Source organism: Microbacterium sp. zg-Y1090, from assembly GCF_030246945.1.
In the GTDB taxonomy this organism is placed as follows: Bacteria; Actinomycetota; Actinomycetes; order Actinomycetales; family Microbacteriaceae; genus Microbacterium; species Microbacterium wangruii.
Genome location: NZ_CP126742.1, coordinates 1,101,399 through 1,120,006, shown reverse-complemented (window position 1 = coordinate 1,120,006; position 18,608 = coordinate 1,101,399). Strand labels below are relative to the sequence as shown.

Genomic DNA, 18,608 nt, shown 5'->3' with positions numbered 1-18,608 from the left:
GTCAGCGGCTCCTTTCGGGCGCGGTGGCCCATAGCGACCAGGCGACCAGCAGCGGCTGCAGGAACAGCCGCAGCAGGCGGACGCGGTCGGTGCGCAGGCCCGGCGCCGGAGTGCCGGTGCGCCACTGGTGCACGTTGCCGGGGAACACCGCGACGAAGAACGCCGCCACCGCCATGCCGACCCGGCGCCGCTCGTGCGGCAGCGCCACCACCCCGGCGCTCAACACCAGCTCGGCGGCCCCCGACGACACCACGATCATGTCCTTGTCGGTGTGCAGCAGCCGGGTCGCCCACGGCGGCACGGCGATGCGGAACCCGCGGCGCAGCCAGAACAGGTGGGCCAGGCCCGCTGCGGCGAGGAGCGCCGCCAGCGCCCAGCGGGCGAGGGGGCGGAGGATCGGCGTCGACACGCCACCCATCCTGGCATCCGCCCGGCGGCGTGGATCAGTGGCGTCCGCCGGGAGGGCCGATGATGAGCAGCACGGTGAACACCACGATCACCGCGGCCAGCAGCGCCAACCCGAACAGCAGTGGCCGGCGCAGCAGGGCGCGCAGCAGCCGATCGTGCCAGGCGCGTTCGCGGGGGTCGCCGGTCTCCTCCAGCCGCCACTCGCCGTTCAGTCGGCCGCGGCGGTCCAGCCACATCTCGACCGGGATCGTCGCATACGGGATCACGGCGGAAATCACGGCGACCGCCGTCGGTCCGGGCTTCCACCGGTTGTTCTTGGACACCAGAATCGCCGTCGCCCCGTACGAGATGAAGACGAATCCATGGATGCTGCCGCCGATCGTGGCGGCGATGTCCAGGTCCATCGTGGCGCGCAGGATGAGTCCGGCGATCAGCAGCGTCCACGAGACGGCCTCGGCGAACGCGAACGTGCGGAAGAGCCTGCGCGGAGTACGGAACATTCCTTCAGTCTATCTGAAGGAATGTTCCGGATCGTCACCGTCGGGCCGCTCGTGCAGCCCTTCCAGAGCGGTCGCGAGCGTGGGCAGGGATGCGGTGAATGTGGCATCCAGTGACGCCAGCAGCGCGACTGCCGCGTCGAGCGCCCGTCGGCCCTTGGGCGTCACCCGCAGGTCCGACGCCGAACCGGCGTGCGCCATCGCGTCGGTCACCATGCCGTCGTCGGCGAGGGCGCGCACGGCGGTGTGCGCCGTCTGCACGGTGATCTGGCTGCGGCGGGCGAGTTCGCTGAACGAGATGCCCGGCTCCGCGCCGACGTGGGCGAGGAGCGCGTACTTCCGGGTCGTCAGCCCGATGGACTTCAGCGCAGCCCCCAGCCGGGCATCCCACAGCGCAGAGACGGTCAGCAGCGCGATGACGGGGCTGAACGGTGGTCGCTCGACGCTCATCGCGACTCCTCCTCCGCTCGGACCGACACTCGATGCTATCGAGCCGGAGGGAGGGCTCTCGCGCACCACGGCCCTCAGTCCGTGACCACCTCGCCGTCGCCGTCCACCATGGGCGGCGCGTCTTCGGCATCCAGCCGCGCGTCGACGTCGTCGGGCTCGGCGGCATCGGTCGTGTCGGGCTCCGGGCCAGGGGTGATCGGCGGCAGGCTGCGATCGTCATCCATGCGGTCCATCAGAGCGCACGGCGACCGGCGGATGCAACGACTTGACACGGAGCAGGCCCGGGGACGCGCCCTGTCGCGCGGCGCGCTGCGACGGATCCACCAGCCCGCCGGCCCGGGTCAACCCAGCAGGACCCGCTCGACGTCGCTCTCTGACAGCTGTGGCTCGGGAACGGCATAGAGGCCACGCGGCGAGTTCGCCGTCGCGGCGAGCGCGTCGATCCAGGCCCGGTTGATGCGGGGCTCGCGGCTGCCGCTGAACTTGAACGTCAACGATGCCCCCGGGTGGATCCACAGGGCGGTACGGCCACCCCCCAGGCTCGAGTCCTCCCGCCAGGTGAAGAAGAACCCTTCGGAGCGACGGAGCTTCGCGCCGATCACCACCTGCAGATGGGCGAGCAGGCGATCATCGAAGGTCGCGCTGGTCTGCGAGTTGTAGGTGAACTTGCCCATCGGGTCCTCCGGTCCTGTGCGCGGCGGCGCACGAGCTCTGTCCGTGTCCTGGTGAGCCGCGGCGAAGGCGGCCCGCACTCACAAGTCGAAGAACCCACCGAACGGGTCTTCGTCGTCCCCCGTGTCACGAGCGTCGAACTGCACCGTCTCCTCGGCGATGACGACCTCGGTGCGGGGTGAGACGAGCACCGCAACCGAACGGTTGCCCACCACAGTGAAGTCCACAAACCGGCCGCCTTCGCGTGAGGCGCTCTCCATTTGACGTCGGAGTTCGTTGAGATCCGCACCCTGCGCCAGAAGATAGCCCTCCCCGTTGATCCGCACTTCGGTCCGAACCATCGTCTGCATCTCCGTCACGCCCCCATGCTACGTGACCGGACGAAGCGCCATGGAGGTCTTGCGCCCGGCAGGCTAGGCGACTAGGACGGCCGCGCCTCGTCCGTTGACAACGGCGCGCGCCGCGAAGGCCACGCCCCCGCGGCCCTAGCATCGAGCCATGTCCCTCGCCCTCCTCACCGGCGCCGCGCGCGCGAACAGCATCGCCGCCGGTGTCGCACCGCGCCTCGTCGCCGACGGCTGGCATGTCGTCACGAGCGACCTCACCGCCGCGGACTACCCAGCGGACCTGTCTGACCCCGCCTCCCCCGCTGCCGTGATCGAAGCCGTGCGTGGCGACCATGGACCCATCGACGCCCTCATCCTCAGCCACGCGCACGACATCGAGTCCGGCATCCTCGACACCACCGCGGAGAGCTTCGACCGCCACATCGCGGTCAACGCCCGCGCAAGCCTGCTGCTGATCGCCGCATTCGCCCGGCAGGCGCCACCGACGGGCGGCGCGATCGTCGCGTTCACGAGCGACCACACCACCGGCAACCTCCCCTACGGCGTCTCCAAGGGGGCGCTGGACCGCATCGTCATGTCCGCCGCACGCGAGCTGGGTCCCCGTGGCATCTCAGCGAACGTCGTCAACCCCGGACCGATCGACACCGGCTGGATGGACGACGAGACGCGTACCACCCTGACCGGTATGCACCCGCTCGGGCGCATGGGTACGCCCCGCGACATCGGCGGAGTCGTGGCCTTTCTGCTCTCGCCGGAGGGACGCTGGGTCACCGGTCAGCTGCTGCACACCGACGGCGGGTTCTCGGCGCGGTTCTGATCCGCCGCCTCAGGGATGCGGGTTCGTCGCCGCCCCGTCGAGCCACAGCGTGTCGGTGGGGTCTGAGTGCGTGCCGCCGCTGCCGACGTGCTTCGCGCTGATCTGCGGTCCCTTCGTGATGACATGGACGATGGCCATGGCGTGGCCGCGGCCGAGTGCATAGTCATCGGCGAGCCACCGCACGATCGCACCGGCAGGGGTCGACGAATCGAACCCCTGCTGCCCGGCGATCTCCACCAACTGGCGCGGGGTGAGCCCGGTCTTCTTCTCGACAGCGTCGAGGTACGCCTGGAACGACATGTGCTCTCCTTCACTCTGTCAGCGAGGGGATGTCGAGGGTGCCGCGCGAATCCCACCATTCCTGGATGATCACCGGCGACGCGTGCATGCACACGATCCGCAGCCGCGACGAGCCCGAGTTGACGAAGCGATGCCAGGTCCACAGCGGCGCGGTCACCGTGTCGCCCTCCGTCGCCCGAAAGACGCGATCGCCGATCGTCACCTCGGCCTCGCCCTCCAGCACGATCCATGTCTCGGTGTACGGATGCCGGTGCAACTCCGGCCCCTGGCCGGGGTCATTGTCGACGAAGAAGTACGACAGGCCCGCACCGTGCTCGCGGCCGACGAACCGGCGCGTGCGGCCGCTGCCGATGCGCAGCGCTTGAGCGGGGATCGGTTGCAGAACGTCTTCCATCGTTCCCTCCAGAGCATCGTCGCTGCTCCGAGCGTGGCACACGCCGGCCCGCGGCCCAAGACCCGGCCGCTCCCCCGGACATGATCTGTCCGGATATGCGCGTAGCGTGCGCCGGACAGCGATCCCGCCGGGATCCCAGGCCGAGGGGCACGCCATGGACTGGAGGATCGAGCTCATCTTCGTGCCGGTCACGGACGTCGATCGGGCGAAGGACTTCTACGTGAAGATCGGCTTCCACGCCGATCACGACCAGGTCCCGTATGAGGGGCCGCGGTTCGTGCAGCTGACTCCGCCCGGATCGGCGTGCTCGATCGCGTTCGGCACCGGGCTGGGCTCTCGGATGCAGCCGGGCAGCCAGGATTCCATCCAGGTCGTCGTGCCCGATGCCGATGAGGCGCTGGCCCAGCTGCGCCGCGCGGGCGTCGCGGCGCAGGGGGTCGACGAGCAGGCGTGGGGCCGGTTCGTGACGTTCGACGACCCGGACGGGAACACCTGGACCTTGCAGCAGTTGCCGTCCCGCGACTGACCTGCGGGAGCACCCGCCGCGGCGCGCGCGACCCCGCCCCCGGCTACCGCAGCAGGCCGCGCAGCGCCTGGATCGTGTCGGCATCCTCGGGCCGCTTGTCATCGCGGTATGCCTTGACGCGCGCGAAGCGCAGCGCGATCCCGCCGGGATAGCGGGGCGAGCGCTGCACGCCGTCGATCGCGATCTCGACCACGGTGACGGGTTCGACCCACACCGTGCCGGGGGTGCGATGGGTTTCGATCGTCGGGAAGTGCGCGGTCTGCCAGCGCAGCGTGGCATCCGTCAGCCCTTTGAAGGTCTTGCCGACCATGACGAAGCCGCCGGGTTCGCCGAACTCGCCGACGGGGTCGAGCGCGCCGAGATGGATGTTCGAGAGCAGGCCCGCGCGGCGTCCCGATCCCGCCTCCACGGCCAGCACCACGAGATCGAAGGTGTGAACGGGCTTGACCTTGATCCAGCTCGCCCCGCGGCGGCCCGCCGCATAGGTCGAGTCGATGGCCTTGACGACGACGCCCTCATGGCCGGCGGCGAGCGCCTCACGGCTCACCCGTTCGGCCACCTCGGGATCGGACGTGACCTCGCCGCGGACGCGATGGTCCGGCGCGATCTGCGCGAGCACTGCCCTGCGGGCGCGCAGCGGCTCGTCGATGAGATCCCGGCCGTCCAGGTGCAGCACGTCGAAGAACCAGGGATGCAGCACCAGCTCGCGCGCCGCCTCGGCGCCGAACCGCGCCATCGTCTCCTGGAAGGGGCGCGGCGCCTCGTTTTCGTCGAGGGCGAGTGTCTCACCATCGAGCACGACGTCGTGCACCGGCATGGCCCGCACGATGTCGGCGATCTCGGGCAGCCGGTGAGTGATGTCGGCGAGGTTGCGGGTGAAGATGCGCACGTCGTCGCCGCTGCGGTGCACCTGGATGCGCGCGCCATCGAGCTTGTACTCGACGGAGGCCTCCCCCACCGTGGCGATCGCCTCCGCGACGGTGCTCGCTGTGCTCGCGAGCATCGGGAGCACGGCCCGCCCCACGACCAGGCCGGTCTCCTCCAGGTCGACCTCGGTGCCGTGCAGCGCGATACGAGCCGTCTCACCGAGGTCGCCCGAGAGCATGGCCGCGCGCCGTACCGCGGTGAGCGGTCGGTCGGCGGCCGCGGCGATCGCATCGGTGACCACTCCCTCGAGCGCGCCGGTGCGCATCTCCCCCAACAGCGCTCTGCGAAGGAAGTCCTGCTCCCCCGCGGTGGCGCGGCCGAGCATCCCGGTGAGCGCGGCGGAGCGACGCGCCGCCGACCCGGGACCGGATGCCGCCGCCAGCAGGTCCAGCGCGGTGTCGACCTCGGCGATCGTCAGGGCGGGCTCTTCCGCCGGCGCGACGGCCGTCGACGCGAGACCGCGCCACCCGACGCCGAGTCGTCCCTGACGGGGCTTGCCCAGCAGCAGCCCCAGTGCCGGGGCGAGTTCGTCGGCCTCGAGCCGGCGTAGCAGCGTGGCGAGCGCCTCGACTTTCGTCCGCCGCGATCGCGTGGCCGTCAGGGCATCGGCGGTGTCGACGAGCTCGGCGAGCAGCATGCGGTCAGTCTGCCACCGGCATCCGACGCCCCGCGCCGTCACGGACCAGGACGGCGCGGGCGTCGGATGCCGGTGGGACGCGGAGCTCGACCGGGACCCCGCCGTGCGACAGGATGACGTGGTGAGCTCCTACGTGCGCCCCGCCATCGACGAGCGGACGTTCCGGGACGCCGATGGGCACGTCATCGACTACGGGAATCGGTGGGACGGTTCGCCCCCGGAGGACACCTACTCGGTGGACACGCATCCCGAGCGCTTCGCGCCCCTCCACCTCGTCGCTGAAGCGCTCATCGCGCATCTCCGGGCTACCTACGACGTCGAGATCGATGAGGGCGCTGAGACAGCGGCGGATCTGCTGAGCCCGGCATTTCACGACGTGGTGCGCGCGGCGCGCATACGGCCGAACGATCCGGCGTGCGCGGCTCTGACGCTGGTCTTCACGTCGTACCCGGGGGTCATGATGCATGCGGGCTTGCTGCACGACTTCCACTACCCGGTCTGCGGCTGCGACGCCTGCGACTCGAACTGGCAGGCAGAGGCCGACCAACTCGAGCAACAGGTGTTCGCCATAGTCAGCGGCAACTACCGGGAGACCGTCGAACGAGGACTTCGTCCCTGGGTCGACTTCGCTTTCACCTATCCCGACGGCGCGAGCAGCGGGCGATCCCGCACCCAAGACCTCCCCGCTGAACGGCTCAGGGCCGCGAAACGCGTGCTCCGCGACCTCCCCGAAGGCTGGGCGGCCTGGCCTCGCGCGACGTCGGCTTCCTGACCTACGGCGTGGCCACCCGCAGCCTGGCATCGTTCGCGTCTGCTCACCGGGATTCGCGACCCTGCACGATCCGCGCCCCACGCCCGCTCCGCTCTTCTGCCCGCGAAACGAAAGCCGGCTCCCGCCCTCGCCGCCGCACCGGCGCTCGCCGACCTGAGGCATCAATCGGAGGTGCAGAGCCGGCCGTCCTCCGCCACCTCAGCCTGAGACCGGCGCCTGAGACCGCGCCGGTCAGCAGCCGAGGGCGGCGAGGAAGGCGGCCTGCTCGGGGAACCGGTAGACCTCGCCGCCCTCGTGCCGGTTGAAGCCGTACACGTCGATGCGACGGTCTGCCGTGGCGAGGTGGTTGAAGGCGGCGAACACCGTCGATGGCGGGCAGGTGTCGTCGAGGATCGCTGTGGAGTACAGCGCCGGCACGGAGGACCGCCGCGCGAAGTTGACGCCGTCGACGTACGAGAGCGTGTCGAACACGCGCTCGGCATCACCGGTGCCGCGGTGTACGGCGAGATAGCGCACGATCTCGGCGTAAGGGTCCGTGTCAGTCATCCCCACCGCCCGCTCAAAGTGGCAGAGGAAGGGCACGTCCGGCATCGCGGCGACCAGCCGCGGGTGCAGGCCGCTCACCGCGACGGTGAGCCCGCCGCCCTGACTGATGCCCGTGATGGCGACCCGGTCCGGGTCGACGCCGTCGAGGCCGAGCGCCGCGTCCACGCAACGCACGGCGTCGGTGATGAGCCGGCGGTAGTAGTAGTCCTCGGCATCCTCGATGCCCCGCGTCATGAGTCCCGGCACGCTGGGACCGGTGCCGTGCGGATCGGCCGTGTCCCCGCCGCCGCCCCATGTGGCGCCCTGCCCGCGCGTGTCCATGACGATGTGCGCACGACCGGATGCCGCCCACGCGAGGCGCTCGTGCGGCAGGCCGCGTCCGCCGCCGTAGCCGAGGAACTCGACGACCGTGGGCAGGCGTCCCGCGACGCCCGCCGGGCGGAGGTACCAGGCGCGGATCGGGTCGCCGCCGAAGCCGGGGAAGACGAGGTCGTGCACCTCGATGTGCCGCAGCGGCGTGGCCACGGGGGTGAGCACGGCGGCGTCGCCGACCGCCCGCGCCTCGGTCAGCGTGCGCTCCCAGAAGGCGTCGAAGTCGGCGGGTTCGCGGACCTCGGGCCGGTAGGTCCGCAGCTCGGATTCGGGCAGGTCGAAGCGTGGCACGGCGATCCTTCCGGTAACGCCCTCGGCGGCGTGGGTCGAGCCTAGCCACGTCGGCGTCGGCCGTCACGGCCCTCTGCGTCAGCGGGGGGTTGCGGACGCTGAGCGCCTGTGGACAGCTTCTGCGGCGTGAGCGGCGCATGGGTGATGATCCGTTCGCCGCAATCGTCCGCGCGGGCCGCACGCGAGTCGTCTCGCGGACCGGGTAAGGCCACCGCTCCGCATTGCTCGCAACCCAGGAATTACGCCGGAGAGCATCCCCCCGTGGCTGGTGCGGCCACTACGTTCCTCGGCTCCCACCCGCACCCGTCGGTCGATCACGCGGACGATGGGATCTTCTGGCCCCCGAAACATGGACTACTGAGTGGTGACCACATCAACCGCACGAAATTGTTCACCTTGCCGATTGCTATGCGCTAGCTTTTAGGCACGCGTCATGCAGATTGGACCGCTGACACGGGACGTTCATTGGGGAACGTCGACCGGTTGGGGGCAGTGTGTCGGCACGTACGCGCGGGGATGGTTGGCGACGACATCTCTCGAGAGGCACCGCGGCCGCAGCCATTGCTTCACCTGTTCATAGGGAGCGAGCGTGACTCAAGATAAGGCGCGCACATTTGTGTTCTGGGTGTTCTCGGTCATCGCCGTGATGTTTATCGTTGCCGGAGGATGGGCCCTTTTCGCCGGCAGGGACTCTTGGTTTCTTACCTTCGTATCAGGCCCGGTGCTCATAGCCATCGGGGTGGCCACTCTTGTGGTCTTCCTGCGTTACCGCGCTGGCCAGAAGTAGAGGAGATATCGACGACTGAAGGAAGACGCTTGCTGTTCTGGCAGGGATCACGGGCGCGTGCGGCTTCGGCGTCGCCCGCGTGTCTTGGGGCACCCCGGGTGGCTGGCTGGGCGTGGCGACATGTCTGGCCGCGGCCACCTGGGTCGTCATACTGCTCAGGGGAAACCGGCGGAGCAGGGGTTGATGGGGGCCTCAGCGACGCGGCCGGGGAGCACCCGGTCGGTGCCCGTCCCCCCTAGAGTGAGGCTTCATGCGCGAGTCTGAGCGGTCGCTTCATGAGCGGGTGGCGTCCGGAAGTCGAGACGATAGATGGGACCTGGCTGGGCGGGAAGATCTGCCCGAGAGCGTCTACGGGGCACTGGCCGAATCTCACGATCTCGGCGTGTTAGCAAGTCTCACCCAGAATGTGGCGACGCCACATACGGTGCTACGCCACTTGGCCGCTCGAACAGATGAGATCGGTGAGCGGGCCAAACTGAACCCATCCGGGCCAATCGATCTCAAAGACGATTCGCCACTCGGCTCCCACTCGTACGACTCAGTGGCGAAGTATCTAGAAGCGCGGTCGGCTACCGCTGATCAGCGACGCGAGTTCCTCAAGAGGTACGAGCAGTCGCCCCACCCAGGAGGCGATCGTCTCGGGGATGTGTGGTGTGACGTGTCAACGACCATCCCAGGTAAGAGAGCCTGACCCGGTTTCCCGACGGTTCCTGTGTATTGATCAGGCCGCGATCTCTGCGGCGGTGTGAAGGGCTTCGTCGTCGGCGGGGCTGGTGTGCCGCCGGCGGGGGTTGAAGAACCGCTCCGGCGGCGCCCGGTCCCGCCAGTCGTGGTAGCCGGAGGTCGAGACCTTCAGGAACCGGCAGGTCACCGCGACGGGGATCCCGTCGGCGGCGAGCTCGCGGGGTGTCGCGAGGAACGAAGGTCTGGGCCTCGGTCGAGGATTCGATTCTCGTGATCGGTCCGCCCCGATCAGGTAAGGGTGCACACATCGTCATCAACGCGATCCTCGACGCTCCGGGCGCGGTCGTTACGACGTCCACCCGGCCGGACAATCTCACCACCACCATTCGCTCGCGGAACGGCAGTTCCTGTCCATCTGAGTCCTCCTCTGTCTGTCGAGAGAAGGCACGAAAGAGGCCCGGATCCGCAGAATCCTACGGGCCCGGGCCTCTCAGCCGCCCTTTATGGGCGGGGCATGATCCGGAACTTCTTGTGCGGCGTCACGGTAGTTGGCACGGTTGCGTCGCACTTGGCTCAAGGCCCCGCTGAAGCACCAGCCGGCCCCCGTCGTCTGATCCGTCACAGTAGTTGGCACGGTGCGGAAGCAGTCTCGGCGCCCGGGTGGTCGGGGCCCGTCGCTCCCATACACGGAGATCAGCTTCCGAGGCTCTCGTCCGCCTCAATCCTGTCGAGACACTGGCCGCCGTAACGACGTTGCCGAGCTACTGCGTCAATCGGAGAGGAGCTGAACCCGGTCTTGTGGACACTTGATCTGAGCGGCGAGAGTCGTTCGTGAAGGAGTCGTCATGCCTGCAGCTCACCCGGTGGAGTTTCGTCGGAGGGCGGTCGCGCTCGCGCGGTCGAAGGAGAAGCCGATCGCGCAGCTCGCGGCCGATCTGGGGATCAGCGAGTCGTGTCTGCGACGGTGGGTGAAGATCGCCGACGTCGACGAGGGCGTCCAGGAAGGCGTCACGTCCGACGAGCGGGCGGAACTGGTTCGGTTGCGGCGGGAGAACAGGGTTCAGGCTGCGGAGATTGAGATTCTCCGGCAGGCGTCTGCATACTTCGCGCGGGAGGTGGTCGGCCCAAAAGGGTCTTCCCGGTGATCGACCGTCTCGTCGCCACCGGGATCGACGCGGCCCTGGCGTGCCGGGTGCTGCGAGTCTCCCGCTCGGGCTACTACGCGTGGAAGAACCGGCCAGCTTCGGATCGATCACGGGCCGACGCGGAGCTGACGGGCACGATCGTCCGAATCCATCAGGACTCGAGGACCAGCTATGGCGCGCGTCGAGTGCATGCCGAGCTGCGGCTCGGGTTGCAGATCCGGTGCGGGAAGAAACGTGTCGCACGGCTGATGCGCCTGGCGGGGATCAGTCACCGTCGCAAACGCGGAAAGTCGCGTCCTTTGCCGGCGCCGCACGAGGATCTCGTGCGGCGGAAGTTCGTCGCGGATGCTCCGGACAAGCTCTGGGTCACGGACATCACGGAACATCCGACGAAGACCGGGAAGGTCTACTGCGCTGCCGTCGTGGACGTGTTCTCCCGCCGCGTCGTCGGCTGGGCCATTGCCGACCACATCCGCGCCGAACTCGTCGTCGACGCCCTCGACATGGCGAGGTGGAGACGCAAACCCGAGGCCGGGACCGTGGTGCACTCTGACCGCGGATCCCAGTACACGTCTTGGGTGTTCGGGCACCGGCTCCGACAAGCTGGGCTCCTCGGATCGATGGGCAGGGTCGCGTCCAGCGTCGACAACGGACTCATGGAATCGTTCTGGTCCACCATGCAGCGCGAACTCCTCGACCAACGCGTCTGGCAGAGCCGAGATGAGCTCGGGCAGGCGATCTTTGAATGGATCGAGGCCTGGTACAACCCGCGCCGCCGCCACTCCGGCATCGGAGACGTCTCACCACTGGAGTTCGAGAACACCCATCACGCCGCTCTCGCGGCATAATTCAACACACAACCCGTGTCCACCGAACCGGGTTCAGCTCCCAACCCTGGGTGCAGCCGCTTCTTCGACTCGCCCACCAGCGCGGCAAGACATCCGAGAGCGTTGCCCTCTGGATGATGACGCCGACGACGTTCCTCGACCCTGCGCGCGGCAGACCGGTCGACCACCTCGAAGATCCGGATCTCGTTCTCGATCTAGCTCGCCAGAACTGGACGGTCGAGTGGTAACCGCGCTTCCCCACCGCATGGCGACACAACAGGTGCCGTGCCCGTCCCGCGGGGGGAGCGGGACTAGGTGTTCTTCCTCGTGAGGTTGTGAACGCGTTCGGCGGGGGTTGAGCCTCCGAGCCCGGTGTGGGGTCGATGGTGATTGTAGTGATGCAGCCAGTTGTCATAGGTCGCCGCGCGAGCGGCGTCTGACCGGCAGGTCCGGGCGTAGGCCCACTCTCTGGCGAGGGTCCGGTTGAAGCGCCGTGCGCCCAGCTGGGATTGTGTGTCCAGCTGGGCGCACAGAGCCCTCAGTCCAACGGCCCGAGGATCCGCTCAAGCTGGGTGCGCAGATCCGCGAGGACTTCTGGGGCGCTCGCTTCTGACTCATGACGGACTTCCGGCCCGTTGACTGCTGACCAGAGGTCCCCCTCGGACACCTCGGGTGGCAGGTACAGCCGCCATTCGTCCGCCGCTGGGGGTGCAGGAATACCGAAGTCTGCCAGGAACTCCGTCAGGTGTTCCTGGATCTCGTCCCGCTCGGTGTCGCTCGGGCGCCGGGAGACCGGCGGTTGGCCGTGGACCGCTTCGACGACGTCATCGAACTGGCGGGGTACTCGCTGCACATGCCTAGGACCGGCGAGATACGCGATCAGAGAGTGTCGCAGGTGTGGGCCAAGCACCACCGAAGCGCCCTTCCGGGGAGGGGTGCTCGGCATCTCTTCCCAGCGACTGCCGCTCAAGGGAACGTGCAGTTTCCGGTTCCGGAAGGGCACTTGAACGCGAGGCCTGAGAGCGTGGGAAGCGGCAGAACCGGAGCCCCAGTCGGCGTAACTCGACCCGTCACCTTGTCGTTGTACGTCCCTTGTTGCGTCAGCTTGTTGCCCTGCACCACCGGGCCGAGCCAAGAGCTGCTCACGCTCACGATGCCGTCTTCCTTATCTGCGAACTTCGATCCGTACCCGAAAGCATTGCCTGCGTGGACGCACTCGATTGCGAGATTGGTGAACTTCAAGGATGCGCCAAGATCGCGGAAGATTTTGACCTGTCCTCTCGATGAGCGACCGTTCAGGTTGCTGTAGATCACGATGTCAAACGAGCCGGATACGCCCTGCGTATTGCCCCAGGCGACGTTTCCTTTCGTCTTGGAGATATAGCTGCTCTGCCTTGAGGTACAGATTGTACCTTGTTCGCACCAATAGTTGTCGGGGTCCGACAGCGACAACGGCGAAACCTGAGCGCCAGGCGACGTCTCGATGACCTCAGTCGGGGCGACTATCTCACTCACGACCTCCAGGTCATCCTGCCCATCTGCCGACTCTTCGTAGTAACTCAACGTGCCCCCGAGGCAGGTCCACACCTCCAGGGCTCGATCAACTGCTTCTTGTACGCAGACATCCTCACCGGATTCGGCGGGCTCAGTTGCCGCCGCCGGAACTAGCCCGCCCAGTGTCAGCAGCACTGCACTCACGGCAACGCCGAGCTGAATCGGCCTGGCTTTCGTTCCTATTGGGAGCTTTGTCCGGCAGGGGCCGGCTGGGCTGATTCGAGGTCAGCGTAGTACGCCTGCTCGACCTCGGCGGGGGTGCGCATGTCGAGCTCGCCGTGGAGGCGCTGGTTGTTCCACCACCACACCCACTCGAGGGTCGCGAGTTCGACCTGTTCGACGGTGCGCCAGGGTCCGCGTTGGCGGATGAGCTCGGTCTTGTAGAGGTTGTTGACTGCTTCGGCCATCGCGTTGTCGAAGCTGTCGCCGACCGTTCCGGTCGAGGGAACGGCGCCGAGCTCGACGATCCGGTCGGTGTAGACCATCGCCATGTAGTTCGATCCGTGGTCCGAGTGGTGCGTCAGCCCGGTGAGGTCATCGCCGGCGTCCCACGCCGCCATATCGAGCGCCTGCATCGGCAAGATCTCCGCCTTCAAAGTCGCCGCCACGTTCCAGCCGACGATGCGCCGGGAGTAGACGTCGGTGACGAACGCGACGTATGCGAAACCGGACCAGGTGGCGACATAGGTCACGTCGCAGACCCAGAGCCGGCGGGGACCGTCGGCGGTGAATCGGCGGTTGACGAGATCGGTCGGCCGCTGCAGGGCGGGATCAGACTTCGTCGTGAACACTCGCTTAGACTTGCGCACCCCGCGAACACCGGCGAGCCGCATCAGCCGTTCGGTCTGGTCCCGACCGATCTCCCACCCTTGCCGTCGCATCAGCGCGTGCATCTTCCGGCGCCCATAGACGCCGTAGTTCTCCGCATGCAGCCGAGCGACCTCGGGCACCAGCAGATCATCCTGGAGCCGTCTCGCGGACGGAGTCCGATTCACCGCGGCACGGTAGCCGCGTGAGGTGAGGAACCCTCTCACTGCCGGTCGGAGGACCTGGCAGATGAGCTCGACCCCGAAACGATCCCGGTGTTCGTTGATGAACCGGATCATCTCGTCGAGGGGTGGTCGAGCTCCTTCGCGAAAAAGATGCTCGCAGCCTTGAGGATCTCGTTCGCCTTCCGCAACTCCGAGACCTCCTTCTGCAGCCGCTTGATCTCCGCCGCGGCCTCAGTCGTGACGCCGGGCTTCACCCCGGCGTCGACCTCGTAGCGACGCTGCCACAACCGCAGCGTCTCCGGACTCATCCCGAGCAGCCCGGCGACATGCCGGACGGCGCTCATCATCGTCGGGTGCGACGGCCGCGTCTCCGCGAGCATCCTGAGCGCCCGCTCACGCATCTCCGGCGAATACTTCCTGTTCATCGTGTTCCATCCTTACTTGAAGAACGGAACGAAAGTCAGGCCGATTCAGAGAGACTCGCATGACACTTGGGCTGAGTCGGTCGGCGCCGGGGGAAACGAGCTGGTTCTTCGAGTCCATACGCGGCGAACTCCTCGCGGCCCTCGCAGCCTTCGAACCGGCGCACGATGCCCCTACCGACCGACGAGTGAGCACGCGCGCTCACATAACGGTTCTGGGCGAACTCGGCGAGCGGTGATGCCCGTGCTCACGGACGAGAGGTGCGCGAGGTTCGCATACGCTGACGCCTTGAGCCCCGTTTGTCGAAACTGTCGCGACGGTGCCGGTCGATGGCGTCGCGCCGAGTCCTTCGATCCGGTCGGTGTGGACGACGGCGAGGTAGTTCGATCCGTGGTCGGCGTGATGCACGACCCCATTGAGGTCCCCGTCGACGGCCCACGCAGCCACTGCGCGCCTATAGCGGCAGGATGTCGGCCTTGAAGGTCGAGGCGACGTTCCAACCGACGATGCGGCGGGAGAGAACACGTCGGTGACGAAAGCCACATAGGCGAACCCGGACCACGTTGCGACATACGTCACGTCCGCGACCCAGAGCCTGCGAGGAGCGTCGGCGGGGAACCTGCGTTGCACCAGGTCCCGCGGCGTCGGCTCGAATGCTCGCTCGACTCCCCCGGTCATCTCGGATAGAGCCGGGCCCCGAGCGCATCCTCCAGACGAGCCACCGTGCGTAGGTCTGGCCATGCAGCGCCCGACAGCACGCGGCGGACCGTCGCCTCATCGAGGCCGGCCTGCTCTGCGACCGCGCGGACGCTTCGCTCACCCAGCCCGCATCGAAGATTAAGCACGAACTGCCGGGCCGTCTCCCCCGCTGGATCCGACGACGGCGCGTCCGGCCACGACGGTGTCAGCTCAGACGGCGACTCGCGCCGCCGGTTAGCCACAGGATCGCTCCTGTGGAACCGGTCGGCGCGAGTCCAGTCGTTTCATGTGCCAACTGCGCAATCTGTGCCAAGTAGTTTGACGCGTGCCAACTTCAAGGGTGTGATGTGCCAACTACCGTGACGCCGCACAGGAACTTCTAGAAGTCCCAGTCCTCGTCCGCGGTGGCCTCGGCCTTGCCGATGACGTACGACGAGCCCGACCCCGAGAAGAAGTCGTGGTTCTCGTCGGCGTTCGGCGACAGGGCCGACAGGATCGCCGGGTTCACGTTCGTGGTCGTCGCCGGGAACATCGCCTCGTAGCCGAGGTTCATCAGCGCCTTGTTGGCGTTGTAGTGCAGGAACTTCTTGACGTCCTCGGTGAGGCCGACGCCGTCGTAGAGATCCTGCGTGTACTGCACCTCGTTGTCGTACAGCTCGTACAGCAGCGAGAACGTGTAGTCCTTGATCTCGTCGCGCTCGGCCTGCGTAACGGTCTCGAGCCCCTTCTGGAACTTGTACCCGATGTAGTACCCGTGCACGGCCTCATCGCGGATGATGAGGCGGATGAGGTCGGCGGTGTTGGTGAGCTTCGCGCGGCTCGACCAGTGCATCGGCAGGTAGAAGCCCGAGTAGAACAGGAAGCTCTCGAGCAGGGTGGATGCCACCTTGCGCTTGAGCGGCTCGTCGCCACGGTAGTAGTCCATGACGATGTGAGCCTTCTTCTGAAGGTTCGGGTTCTCGACCGACCAGCGGAACGCCTCGTCGATCTCCTTCGTCGAGCACAGCGTCGAGAAGATCGACGAGTAGCTCTTCGCGTGCACCGACTCCATGAACGCGATGTTCGTGTAGACGGCCTCCTCGTGCGGGGTCAGCGCATCCGGGATCAGCGAGACGGCGCCGACGGTGCCCTGGATGGTGTCCAGCAGCGTGAGGCCCGTGAACACCCGCATGGTGAGCGTCTGCTCCTCGGGGGTGAGCGTGTTCCACGACTGGATGTCGTTGGACAGCGGCACCTTCTCGGGCAGCCAGAAGTTGTTCACCAGGCGGTTCCAGACCTCGAGGTCCTTGTCGTCCTCGATGCGGTTCCAGTTGATGGCCTGGACGTGGTCCAGCAGCGGCAGTTTTTCGGTCATGTCGATGTCTTTCTTCAGCGCGTCTCGTATGTGTGTGCGGCGACCGAGGTCACAGCATGCAGGAGACGCACTCGGTCATGTCCGTGCCCTCGAGCGCGAGCTGACGCAGACGGATGTAGTAGATGGTCTTGATGCCCTTGCGCCATGCGTAGATCTGGGCCTTGTTGATGTCACGCGTCGTGGCGGTGTCCTTGAAGAACAGCGTCAGCGACAGACCCTGATCCACGTGCTGCGTGGCGGCGGCATACGTGTCGATGACCTTCTCGTAGCCGATCTCGTACGCGTCCTGGTAGTACTCCAGGTTCTCGTTCGTCATGAACGGTGCCGGGTAGTAGACGCGGCCGAGCTTGCCTTCCTTGCGGATCTCGATCTTCGACGCGATCGGGTGGATCGACGACGTCGAGTTGTTGATGTACGAGATCGAGCCGGTCGGCGGCACCGCCTGCAGGTTCTGGTTGTAGATGCCGTGCTTCTGGATGGATGCCTTGAGCGCGCGCCAGTCGTCCTGCGTCGGGATCGGGATGCCCGCGAACAGCTGCGCGACCTTCTCGGTCTGCGGCACCCACTCCTGTTCGATGTACTTGTCGAAGAACTCCCCCGACGCATAGGTCGAGTCGGCGAAGCCCTCGAACGCCGTGCCACGCTCGATCGCGATGAGGTTCGAGGCGCGCAGCGCGTGGAACAGCACCGTGTAGAAGTAGATGTTCGTGAAGTCCAGGCCCTCTTCGGAGCCGTAGTGCACGTGTTCGCGGGCGAGGTAGCCGTGCAGGTTCATCTGCCCGAGGCCGATCGCGTGCGACCGGTCGTTGCCGTCCTCGATGGAGCGCACCGAACGGATGTGGCTCTGGTCGCTGACCGCGGTGAGAGCACGGATGCTGGCCTCGACGGTCTTGCCGAGGTCGCCGCCGTCCATCGCCAGGGCGATGTTCATCGAGCCGAGGTTGCAGGAGATGTCCTTGCCGATCTCCTTGTACGAGAGGTCCTCGTTGTAGGTGGTCGGGGTGTTGACCTGCAGGATCTCCGAGCAGAGGTTGGACATGTTGATCCGGCCCTTGATCGGGTTGGCCTTGTTCACCGTGTCCTCGAACATGATGTACGGGTAGCCCGACTCGAACTGGATCTCGGCGAGGGTCTGGAAGAACTCGCGCGCGTTGATCTTCGTCTTCTTGATGCGCTCGTCGTCGACCATCTCGCGGTACTTCTCGGTGACCGAGATGTCGCCGAACGGCACACCGTAGACCTTCTCGACGTCGTACGGCGAGAACAGGTACATGTCCTCGTCGTTCTTGGCGAGCTCGAAGGTGATGTCGGGGATGACGACACCCAGCGACAGCGTCTTGATGCGGATCTTCTCGTCGGCGTTCTCACGCTTGGTGTCGAGGAACCGCAGGATGTCGGGGTGGTGAGCCGAGAGGTACACCGCGCCGGCGCCCTGACGCGCGCCGAGCTGGTTGGCGTAGCTGAAGCTGTCTTCGAGCAGCTTCATCACGGGGATGATGCCGCTGGACTGGTTCTCGATCTGCTTGATCGGGGCACCGGCCTCGCGGATGTTCGACAGCAGCAGGGCCACGCCGCCGCCGCGCTTGGACAGCTGCAGGGCGGAGTTGATGCCGCGGGCGATCGACTCCATGTTGTCCTCGATGCGCAGCAGGAAGCACGACACGAGTTCGCCGCGCTGCGCCTTGCCGGTGTTGAGGAAGGTCGGGGTGGCCGGCTGGAAGCGACCCGAGATGATCTCGTCGACCAGCTCGGTCGCGAGCTTCTCGTCGCCGTCGGCCAGGCCCAGCGCCGTCATGACGACACGGTCCTCGAACCGCTCGAGGTAGCGCTTGCCGTCGAAGGTCTTCAGCGTGTAGCTGGTGTAGTACTTGAACGCTCCGAGGAACGTCGCGAAGCGGAACTTCTTGCTGTAGGCGAAGTCGTGCAGCTCCTGGATGAACTCCATCGAGTACTTCTCGAGCACGGCCGGCTCGTAGTACTCCTTCTCGACGAGGTAGTCGAGCTTCTCCTTGAGGGAGTGGAAGAAGACCGTGTTCTGGTTGACGTGCTGCAGGAAGAACTCCCGCGCCGCCCGCTTGTCAGCGTCGAACTGGATCTTGCCGTCCGGCCCGTACAGATTGAGCATCGCGTTGAGTGCGTGGTAGTCCATGCCCTCGAAGCGCGCCTCGGTCTTGAATTCCATGTCCG

The 18,608-nt window shown here is 66.9% G+C and carries 24 protein-coding genes and 2 pseudogenes; 7 read left to right on the top strand and 19 right to left on the bottom strand.

Annotated elements, in window-relative coordinates; genetic code table 11:
- Nucleotide 1 precedes the first annotated feature (1 nt).
- The 6 genes from QNO26_RS05305 to QNO26_RS05280 form a co-directional block, all read right to left on the bottom strand.
- Complete coding sequence (locus QNO26_RS05305) at nt 2–409, bottom strand: DoxX-related protein (RefSeq protein ID WP_257531663.1); 408 nt, start codon at nt 407–409, stop codon at nt 2–4.
- A gap of 34 nt (nt 410–443) precedes the next feature.
- Nucleotides 444–908 carry a DUF3817 domain-containing protein gene (locus QNO26_RS05300; RefSeq protein ID WP_257531665.1) on the bottom strand — a complete coding sequence of 155 codons (465 nt, stop codon included), beginning with the start codon at nt 906–908 and terminating at the stop codon, nt 444–446.
- Between the two features lie 9 nt (nt 909–917).
- Nucleotides 918–1,355 (bottom strand): MarR family winged helix-turn-helix transcriptional regulator, encoded by a 438-nt coding sequence (locus tag QNO26_RS05295; RefSeq protein ID WP_257531667.1) that lies wholly within the window; start codon nt 1,353–1,355, stop codon nt 918–920.
- Between the two features lie 74 nt (nt 1,356–1,429).
- Entirely contained in the window at nt 1,430–1,579 is a 150-nt protein-coding gene (locus tag QNO26_RS05290; protein WP_257531670.1) for a hypothetical protein, read from the bottom strand.
- Nucleotides 1,580–1,696: 117 nt separating this feature from the next.
- Entirely contained in the window at nt 1,697–2,029 is a 333-nt protein-coding gene (locus tag QNO26_RS05285) for a DUF7882 family protein (protein WP_257531672.1), read from the bottom strand.
- A gap of 78 nt (nt 2,030–2,107) precedes the next feature.
- Nucleotides 2,108–2,377 carry a hypothetical protein gene (locus tag QNO26_RS05280; RefSeq protein ID WP_257531788.1) on the bottom strand — a complete coding sequence of 90 codons (270 nt, stop codon included), beginning with the start codon at nt 2,375–2,377 and terminating at the stop codon, nt 2,108–2,110.
- A 148-nt stretch (nt 2,378–2,525) separates the two neighbouring features.
- On the opposite strand from QNO26_RS05280, the gene QNO26_RS05275 reads away from it, so the two are divergent.
- Nucleotides 2,526–3,191 (top strand): SDR family oxidoreductase, encoded by a 666-nt coding sequence (locus QNO26_RS05275; protein WP_257531674.1) that lies wholly within the window; start codon nt 2,526–2,528, stop codon nt 3,189–3,191.
- Between the two features lie 9 nt (nt 3,192–3,200).
- Here the strand turns inward: QNO26_RS05275 and QNO26_RS05270 are convergent, their stop codons facing one another.
- Together QNO26_RS05270 and QNO26_RS05265 are read right to left on the bottom strand one after the other, a co-directional pair.
- A complete protein-coding gene (locus QNO26_RS05270; protein WP_257531676.1) occupies nt 3,201–3,491 on the bottom strand; it encodes a DUF4287 domain-containing protein in 291 nt (96 codons plus the stop codon).
- A 10-nt stretch (nt 3,492–3,501) separates the two neighbouring features.
- On the bottom strand, nt 3,502–3,885 hold the full coding sequence (locus QNO26_RS05265; protein ID WP_257531678.1) for a cupin domain-containing protein: 384 nt from the start codon (nt 3,883–3,885) through the stop codon (nt 3,502–3,504).
- 154 nt (nt 3,886–4,039) lie between these two features.
- Here QNO26_RS05265 and QNO26_RS05260 point away from each other — a divergent pair, with 154 nt between their 5' ends.
- Nucleotides 4,040–4,411, top strand: coding sequence for a VOC family protein (locus QNO26_RS05260; RefSeq protein WP_257531680.1), 372 nt, complete (start codon nt 4,040–4,042; stop codon nt 4,409–4,411).
- A gap of 43 nt (nt 4,412–4,454) precedes the next feature.
- On the opposite strand, the gene QNO26_RS05255 is transcribed toward QNO26_RS05260, so the two are convergent.
- The gene (locus QNO26_RS05255) at nt 4,455–5,975 is read right to left on the bottom strand and encodes an ATP-dependent DNA ligase (protein ID WP_257531682.1); all 1,521 of its coding nucleotides are present in this window, start codon (nt 5,973–5,975) and stop codon (nt 4,455–4,457) included.
- A gap of 121 nt (nt 5,976–6,096) precedes the next feature.
- Between QNO26_RS05255 and QNO26_RS05250 the strand changes: the two genes are divergently transcribed.
- The gene (locus QNO26_RS05250; protein ID WP_257638755.1) at nt 6,097–6,747 is read left to right on the top strand and encodes a DUF6226 family protein; all 651 of its coding nucleotides are present in this window, start codon (nt 6,097–6,099) and stop codon (nt 6,745–6,747) included.
- 231 nt (nt 6,748–6,978) lie between these two features.
- On the opposite strand, the gene QNO26_RS05245 is transcribed toward QNO26_RS05250, so the two are convergent.
- On the bottom strand, nt 6,979–7,956 hold the full coding sequence (locus QNO26_RS05245; RefSeq protein ID WP_257531687.1) for an acetylxylan esterase: 978 nt from the start codon (nt 7,954–7,956) through the stop codon (nt 6,979–6,981).
- A 589-nt stretch (nt 7,957–8,545) separates the two neighbouring features.
- Between QNO26_RS05245 and QNO26_RS05240 the strand changes: the two genes are divergently transcribed.
- The gene (locus QNO26_RS05240) at nt 8,546–8,743 is read left to right on the top strand and encodes a hypothetical protein (RefSeq protein WP_257531689.1); all 198 of its coding nucleotides are present in this window, start codon (nt 8,546–8,548) and stop codon (nt 8,741–8,743) included.
- A gap of 721 nt (nt 8,744–9,464) precedes the next feature.
- Here QNO26_RS05240 and QNO26_RS05235 read toward each other — a convergent pair.
- Entirely contained in the window at nt 9,465–9,614 is a 150-nt protein-coding gene (locus tag QNO26_RS05235; RefSeq protein WP_257638756.1) for a hypothetical protein, read from the bottom strand.
- A 32-nt stretch (nt 9,615–9,646) separates the two neighbouring features.
- Between QNO26_RS05235 and QNO26_RS05230 the strand changes: the two are divergent.
- The 3 genes and pseudogenes from QNO26_RS05230 to QNO26_RS05220 form a co-directional block, all read left to right on the top strand.
- Nucleotides 9,647–9,841: pseudogene (locus tag QNO26_RS05230) on the top strand (type IV secretory system conjugative DNA transfer family protein); the annotation flags it as partial.
- A 431-nt stretch (nt 9,842–10,272) separates the two neighbouring features.
- Nucleotides 10,273–10,572 (top strand): transposase, encoded by a 300-nt coding sequence (locus tag QNO26_RS05225; RefSeq protein WP_257638757.1) that lies wholly within the window; start codon nt 10,273–10,275, stop codon nt 10,570–10,572.
- Nucleotides 10,569–11,420, top strand: a complete 852-nt coding sequence (locus QNO26_RS05220; RefSeq protein WP_257638758.1) for an IS3 family transposase — start codon at nt 10,569–10,571, stop codon at nt 11,418–11,420. The genes QNO26_RS05225 and QNO26_RS05220 overlap by 4 nt, the downstream gene beginning before the upstream one ends.
- A 290-nt stretch (nt 11,421–11,710) precedes the next feature.
- On the opposite strand, the pseudogene QNO26_RS05215 reads toward QNO26_RS05220, so the two are convergent.
- The 8 genes and pseudogenes from QNO26_RS05215 to nrdE all read right to left on the bottom strand — a co-directional run.
- Nucleotides 11,711–11,890 (bottom strand): annotated as a pseudogene (locus QNO26_RS05215) (integrase core domain-containing protein); the annotation flags it as partial.
- A 47-nt stretch (nt 11,891–11,937) separates the two neighbouring features.
- Nucleotides 11,938–12,345: a DUF5956 family protein gene (locus QNO26_RS14455; protein ID WP_306816491.1), complete on the bottom strand. Its 408-nt coding sequence runs from the start codon at nt 12,343–12,345 to the stop codon at nt 11,938–11,940.
- Nucleotides 12,346–12,365: 20 nt separating this feature from the next.
- Nucleotides 12,366–13,097, bottom strand: coding sequence for a hypothetical protein (locus QNO26_RS05210; RefSeq protein WP_257638759.1), 732 nt, complete (start codon nt 13,095–13,097; stop codon nt 12,366–12,368).
- A gap of 35 nt (nt 13,098–13,132) precedes the next feature.
- Nucleotides 13,133–14,370 (bottom strand): IS3 family transposase gene (locus tag QNO26_RS05205; RefSeq protein WP_257638774.1). Its coding sequence is split into 2 segments (ribosomal slippage): nt 13,133–14,085 and nt 14,085–14,370, totalling 1,239 coding nucleotides; the frame shifts between segments, so codons are not numbered across the junction.
- A gap of 199 nt (nt 14,371–14,569) precedes the next feature.
- A complete protein-coding gene (locus QNO26_RS14450) occupies nt 14,570–15,046 on the bottom strand; it encodes a DDE-type integrase/transposase/recombinase (RefSeq protein WP_350310497.1) in 477 nt (158 codons plus the stop codon).
- Nucleotides 15,043–15,213: a helix-turn-helix domain-containing protein gene (locus QNO26_RS14445; protein WP_350310498.1), complete on the bottom strand. Its 171-nt coding sequence runs from the start codon at nt 15,211–15,213 to the stop codon at nt 15,043–15,045. Before QNO26_RS14445 ends, QNO26_RS14450 begins: the two co-directional genes overlap by 4 nt.
- A gap of 233 nt (nt 15,214–15,446) precedes the next feature.
- On the bottom strand, nt 15,447–16,421 hold the full coding sequence (gene nrdF / locus QNO26_RS05200) for a class 1b ribonucleoside-diphosphate reductase subunit beta (RefSeq protein WP_257525616.1): 975 nt from the start codon (nt 16,419–16,421) through the stop codon (nt 15,447–15,449).
- A 49-nt stretch (nt 16,422–16,470) separates the two neighbouring features.
- The gene (nrdE, locus tag QNO26_RS05195; protein ID WP_257525617.1) at nt 16,471–18,603 is read right to left on the bottom strand and encodes a class 1b ribonucleoside-diphosphate reductase subunit alpha; all 2,133 of its coding nucleotides are present in this window, start codon (nt 18,601–18,603) and stop codon (nt 16,471–16,473) included.
- Nucleotides 18,604–18,608 lie beyond the last annotated feature (5 nt).

Excerpts from the sequence above, each read along its gene's own strand:
- QNO26_RS05265 (WP_257531678.1), bottom strand. The coding sequence starts at position 3,885 with ATGGAAGACGTTCTGCAACCGATCCCCGCTCAAGCGCTGCGCATCGGC.
- QNO26_RS05225 (WP_257638757.1), top strand. The coding sequence starts at position 10,273 with ATGCCTGCAGCTCACCCGGTGGAGTTTCGTCGGAGGGCGGTCGCGCTC.
- QNO26_RS05260 (WP_257531680.1), top strand. The coding sequence starts at position 4,040 with ATGGACTGGAGGATCGAGCTCATCTTCGTGCCGGTCACGGACGTCGAT.
- QNO26_RS05290 (WP_257531670.1), bottom strand. The coding sequence starts at position 1,579 with ATGGATGACGATCGCAGCCTGCCGCCGATCACCCCTGGCCCGGAGCCC.
- QNO26_RS05280 (WP_257531788.1), bottom strand. The coding sequence starts at position 2,377 with ATGCAGACGATGGTTCGGACCGAAGTGCGGATCAACGGGGAGGGCTAT.
- QNO26_RS05255 (WP_257531682.1), bottom strand. The coding sequence starts at position 5,975 with ATGCTGCTCGCCGAGCTCGTCGACACCGCCGATGCCCTGACGGCCACG.
- QNO26_RS05285 (WP_257531672.1), bottom strand. The coding sequence starts at position 2,029 with ATGGGCAAGTTCACCTACAACTCGCAGACCAGCGCGACCTTCGATGAT.
- nrdE (WP_257525617.1), bottom strand. The coding sequence starts at position 18,603 with ATGGAATTCAAGACCGAGGCGCGCTTCGAGGGCATGGACTACCACGCA.
- QNO26_RS05295 (WP_257531667.1), bottom strand. The coding sequence starts at position 1,355 with ATGAGCGTCGAGCGACCACCGTTCAGCCCCGTCATCGCGCTGCTGACC.
- QNO26_RS05300 (WP_257531665.1), bottom strand. The coding sequence starts at position 908 with ATGTTCCGTACTCCGCGCAGGCTCTTCCGCACGTTCGCGTTCGCCGAG.
- QNO26_RS14450 (WP_350310497.1), bottom strand. The coding sequence starts at position 15,046 with ATGACCGGGGGAGTCGAGCGAGCATTCGAGCCGACGCCGCGGGACCTG.
- QNO26_RS05270 (WP_257531676.1), bottom strand. The coding sequence starts at position 3,491 with ATGTCGTTCCAGGCGTACCTCGACGCTGTCGAGAAGAAGACCGGGCTC.
- nrdF (WP_257525616.1), bottom strand. The coding sequence starts at position 16,421 with ATGACCGAAAAACTGCCGCTGCTGGACCACGTCCAGGCCATCAACTGG.
- QNO26_RS14455 (WP_306816491.1), bottom strand. The coding sequence starts at position 12,345 with ATGCCGAGCACCCCTCCCCGGAAGGGCGCTTCGGTGGTGCTTGGCCCA.
- QNO26_RS05275 (WP_257531674.1), top strand. The coding sequence starts at position 2,526 with ATGTCCCTCGCCCTCCTCACCGGCGCCGCGCGCGCGAACAGCATCGCC.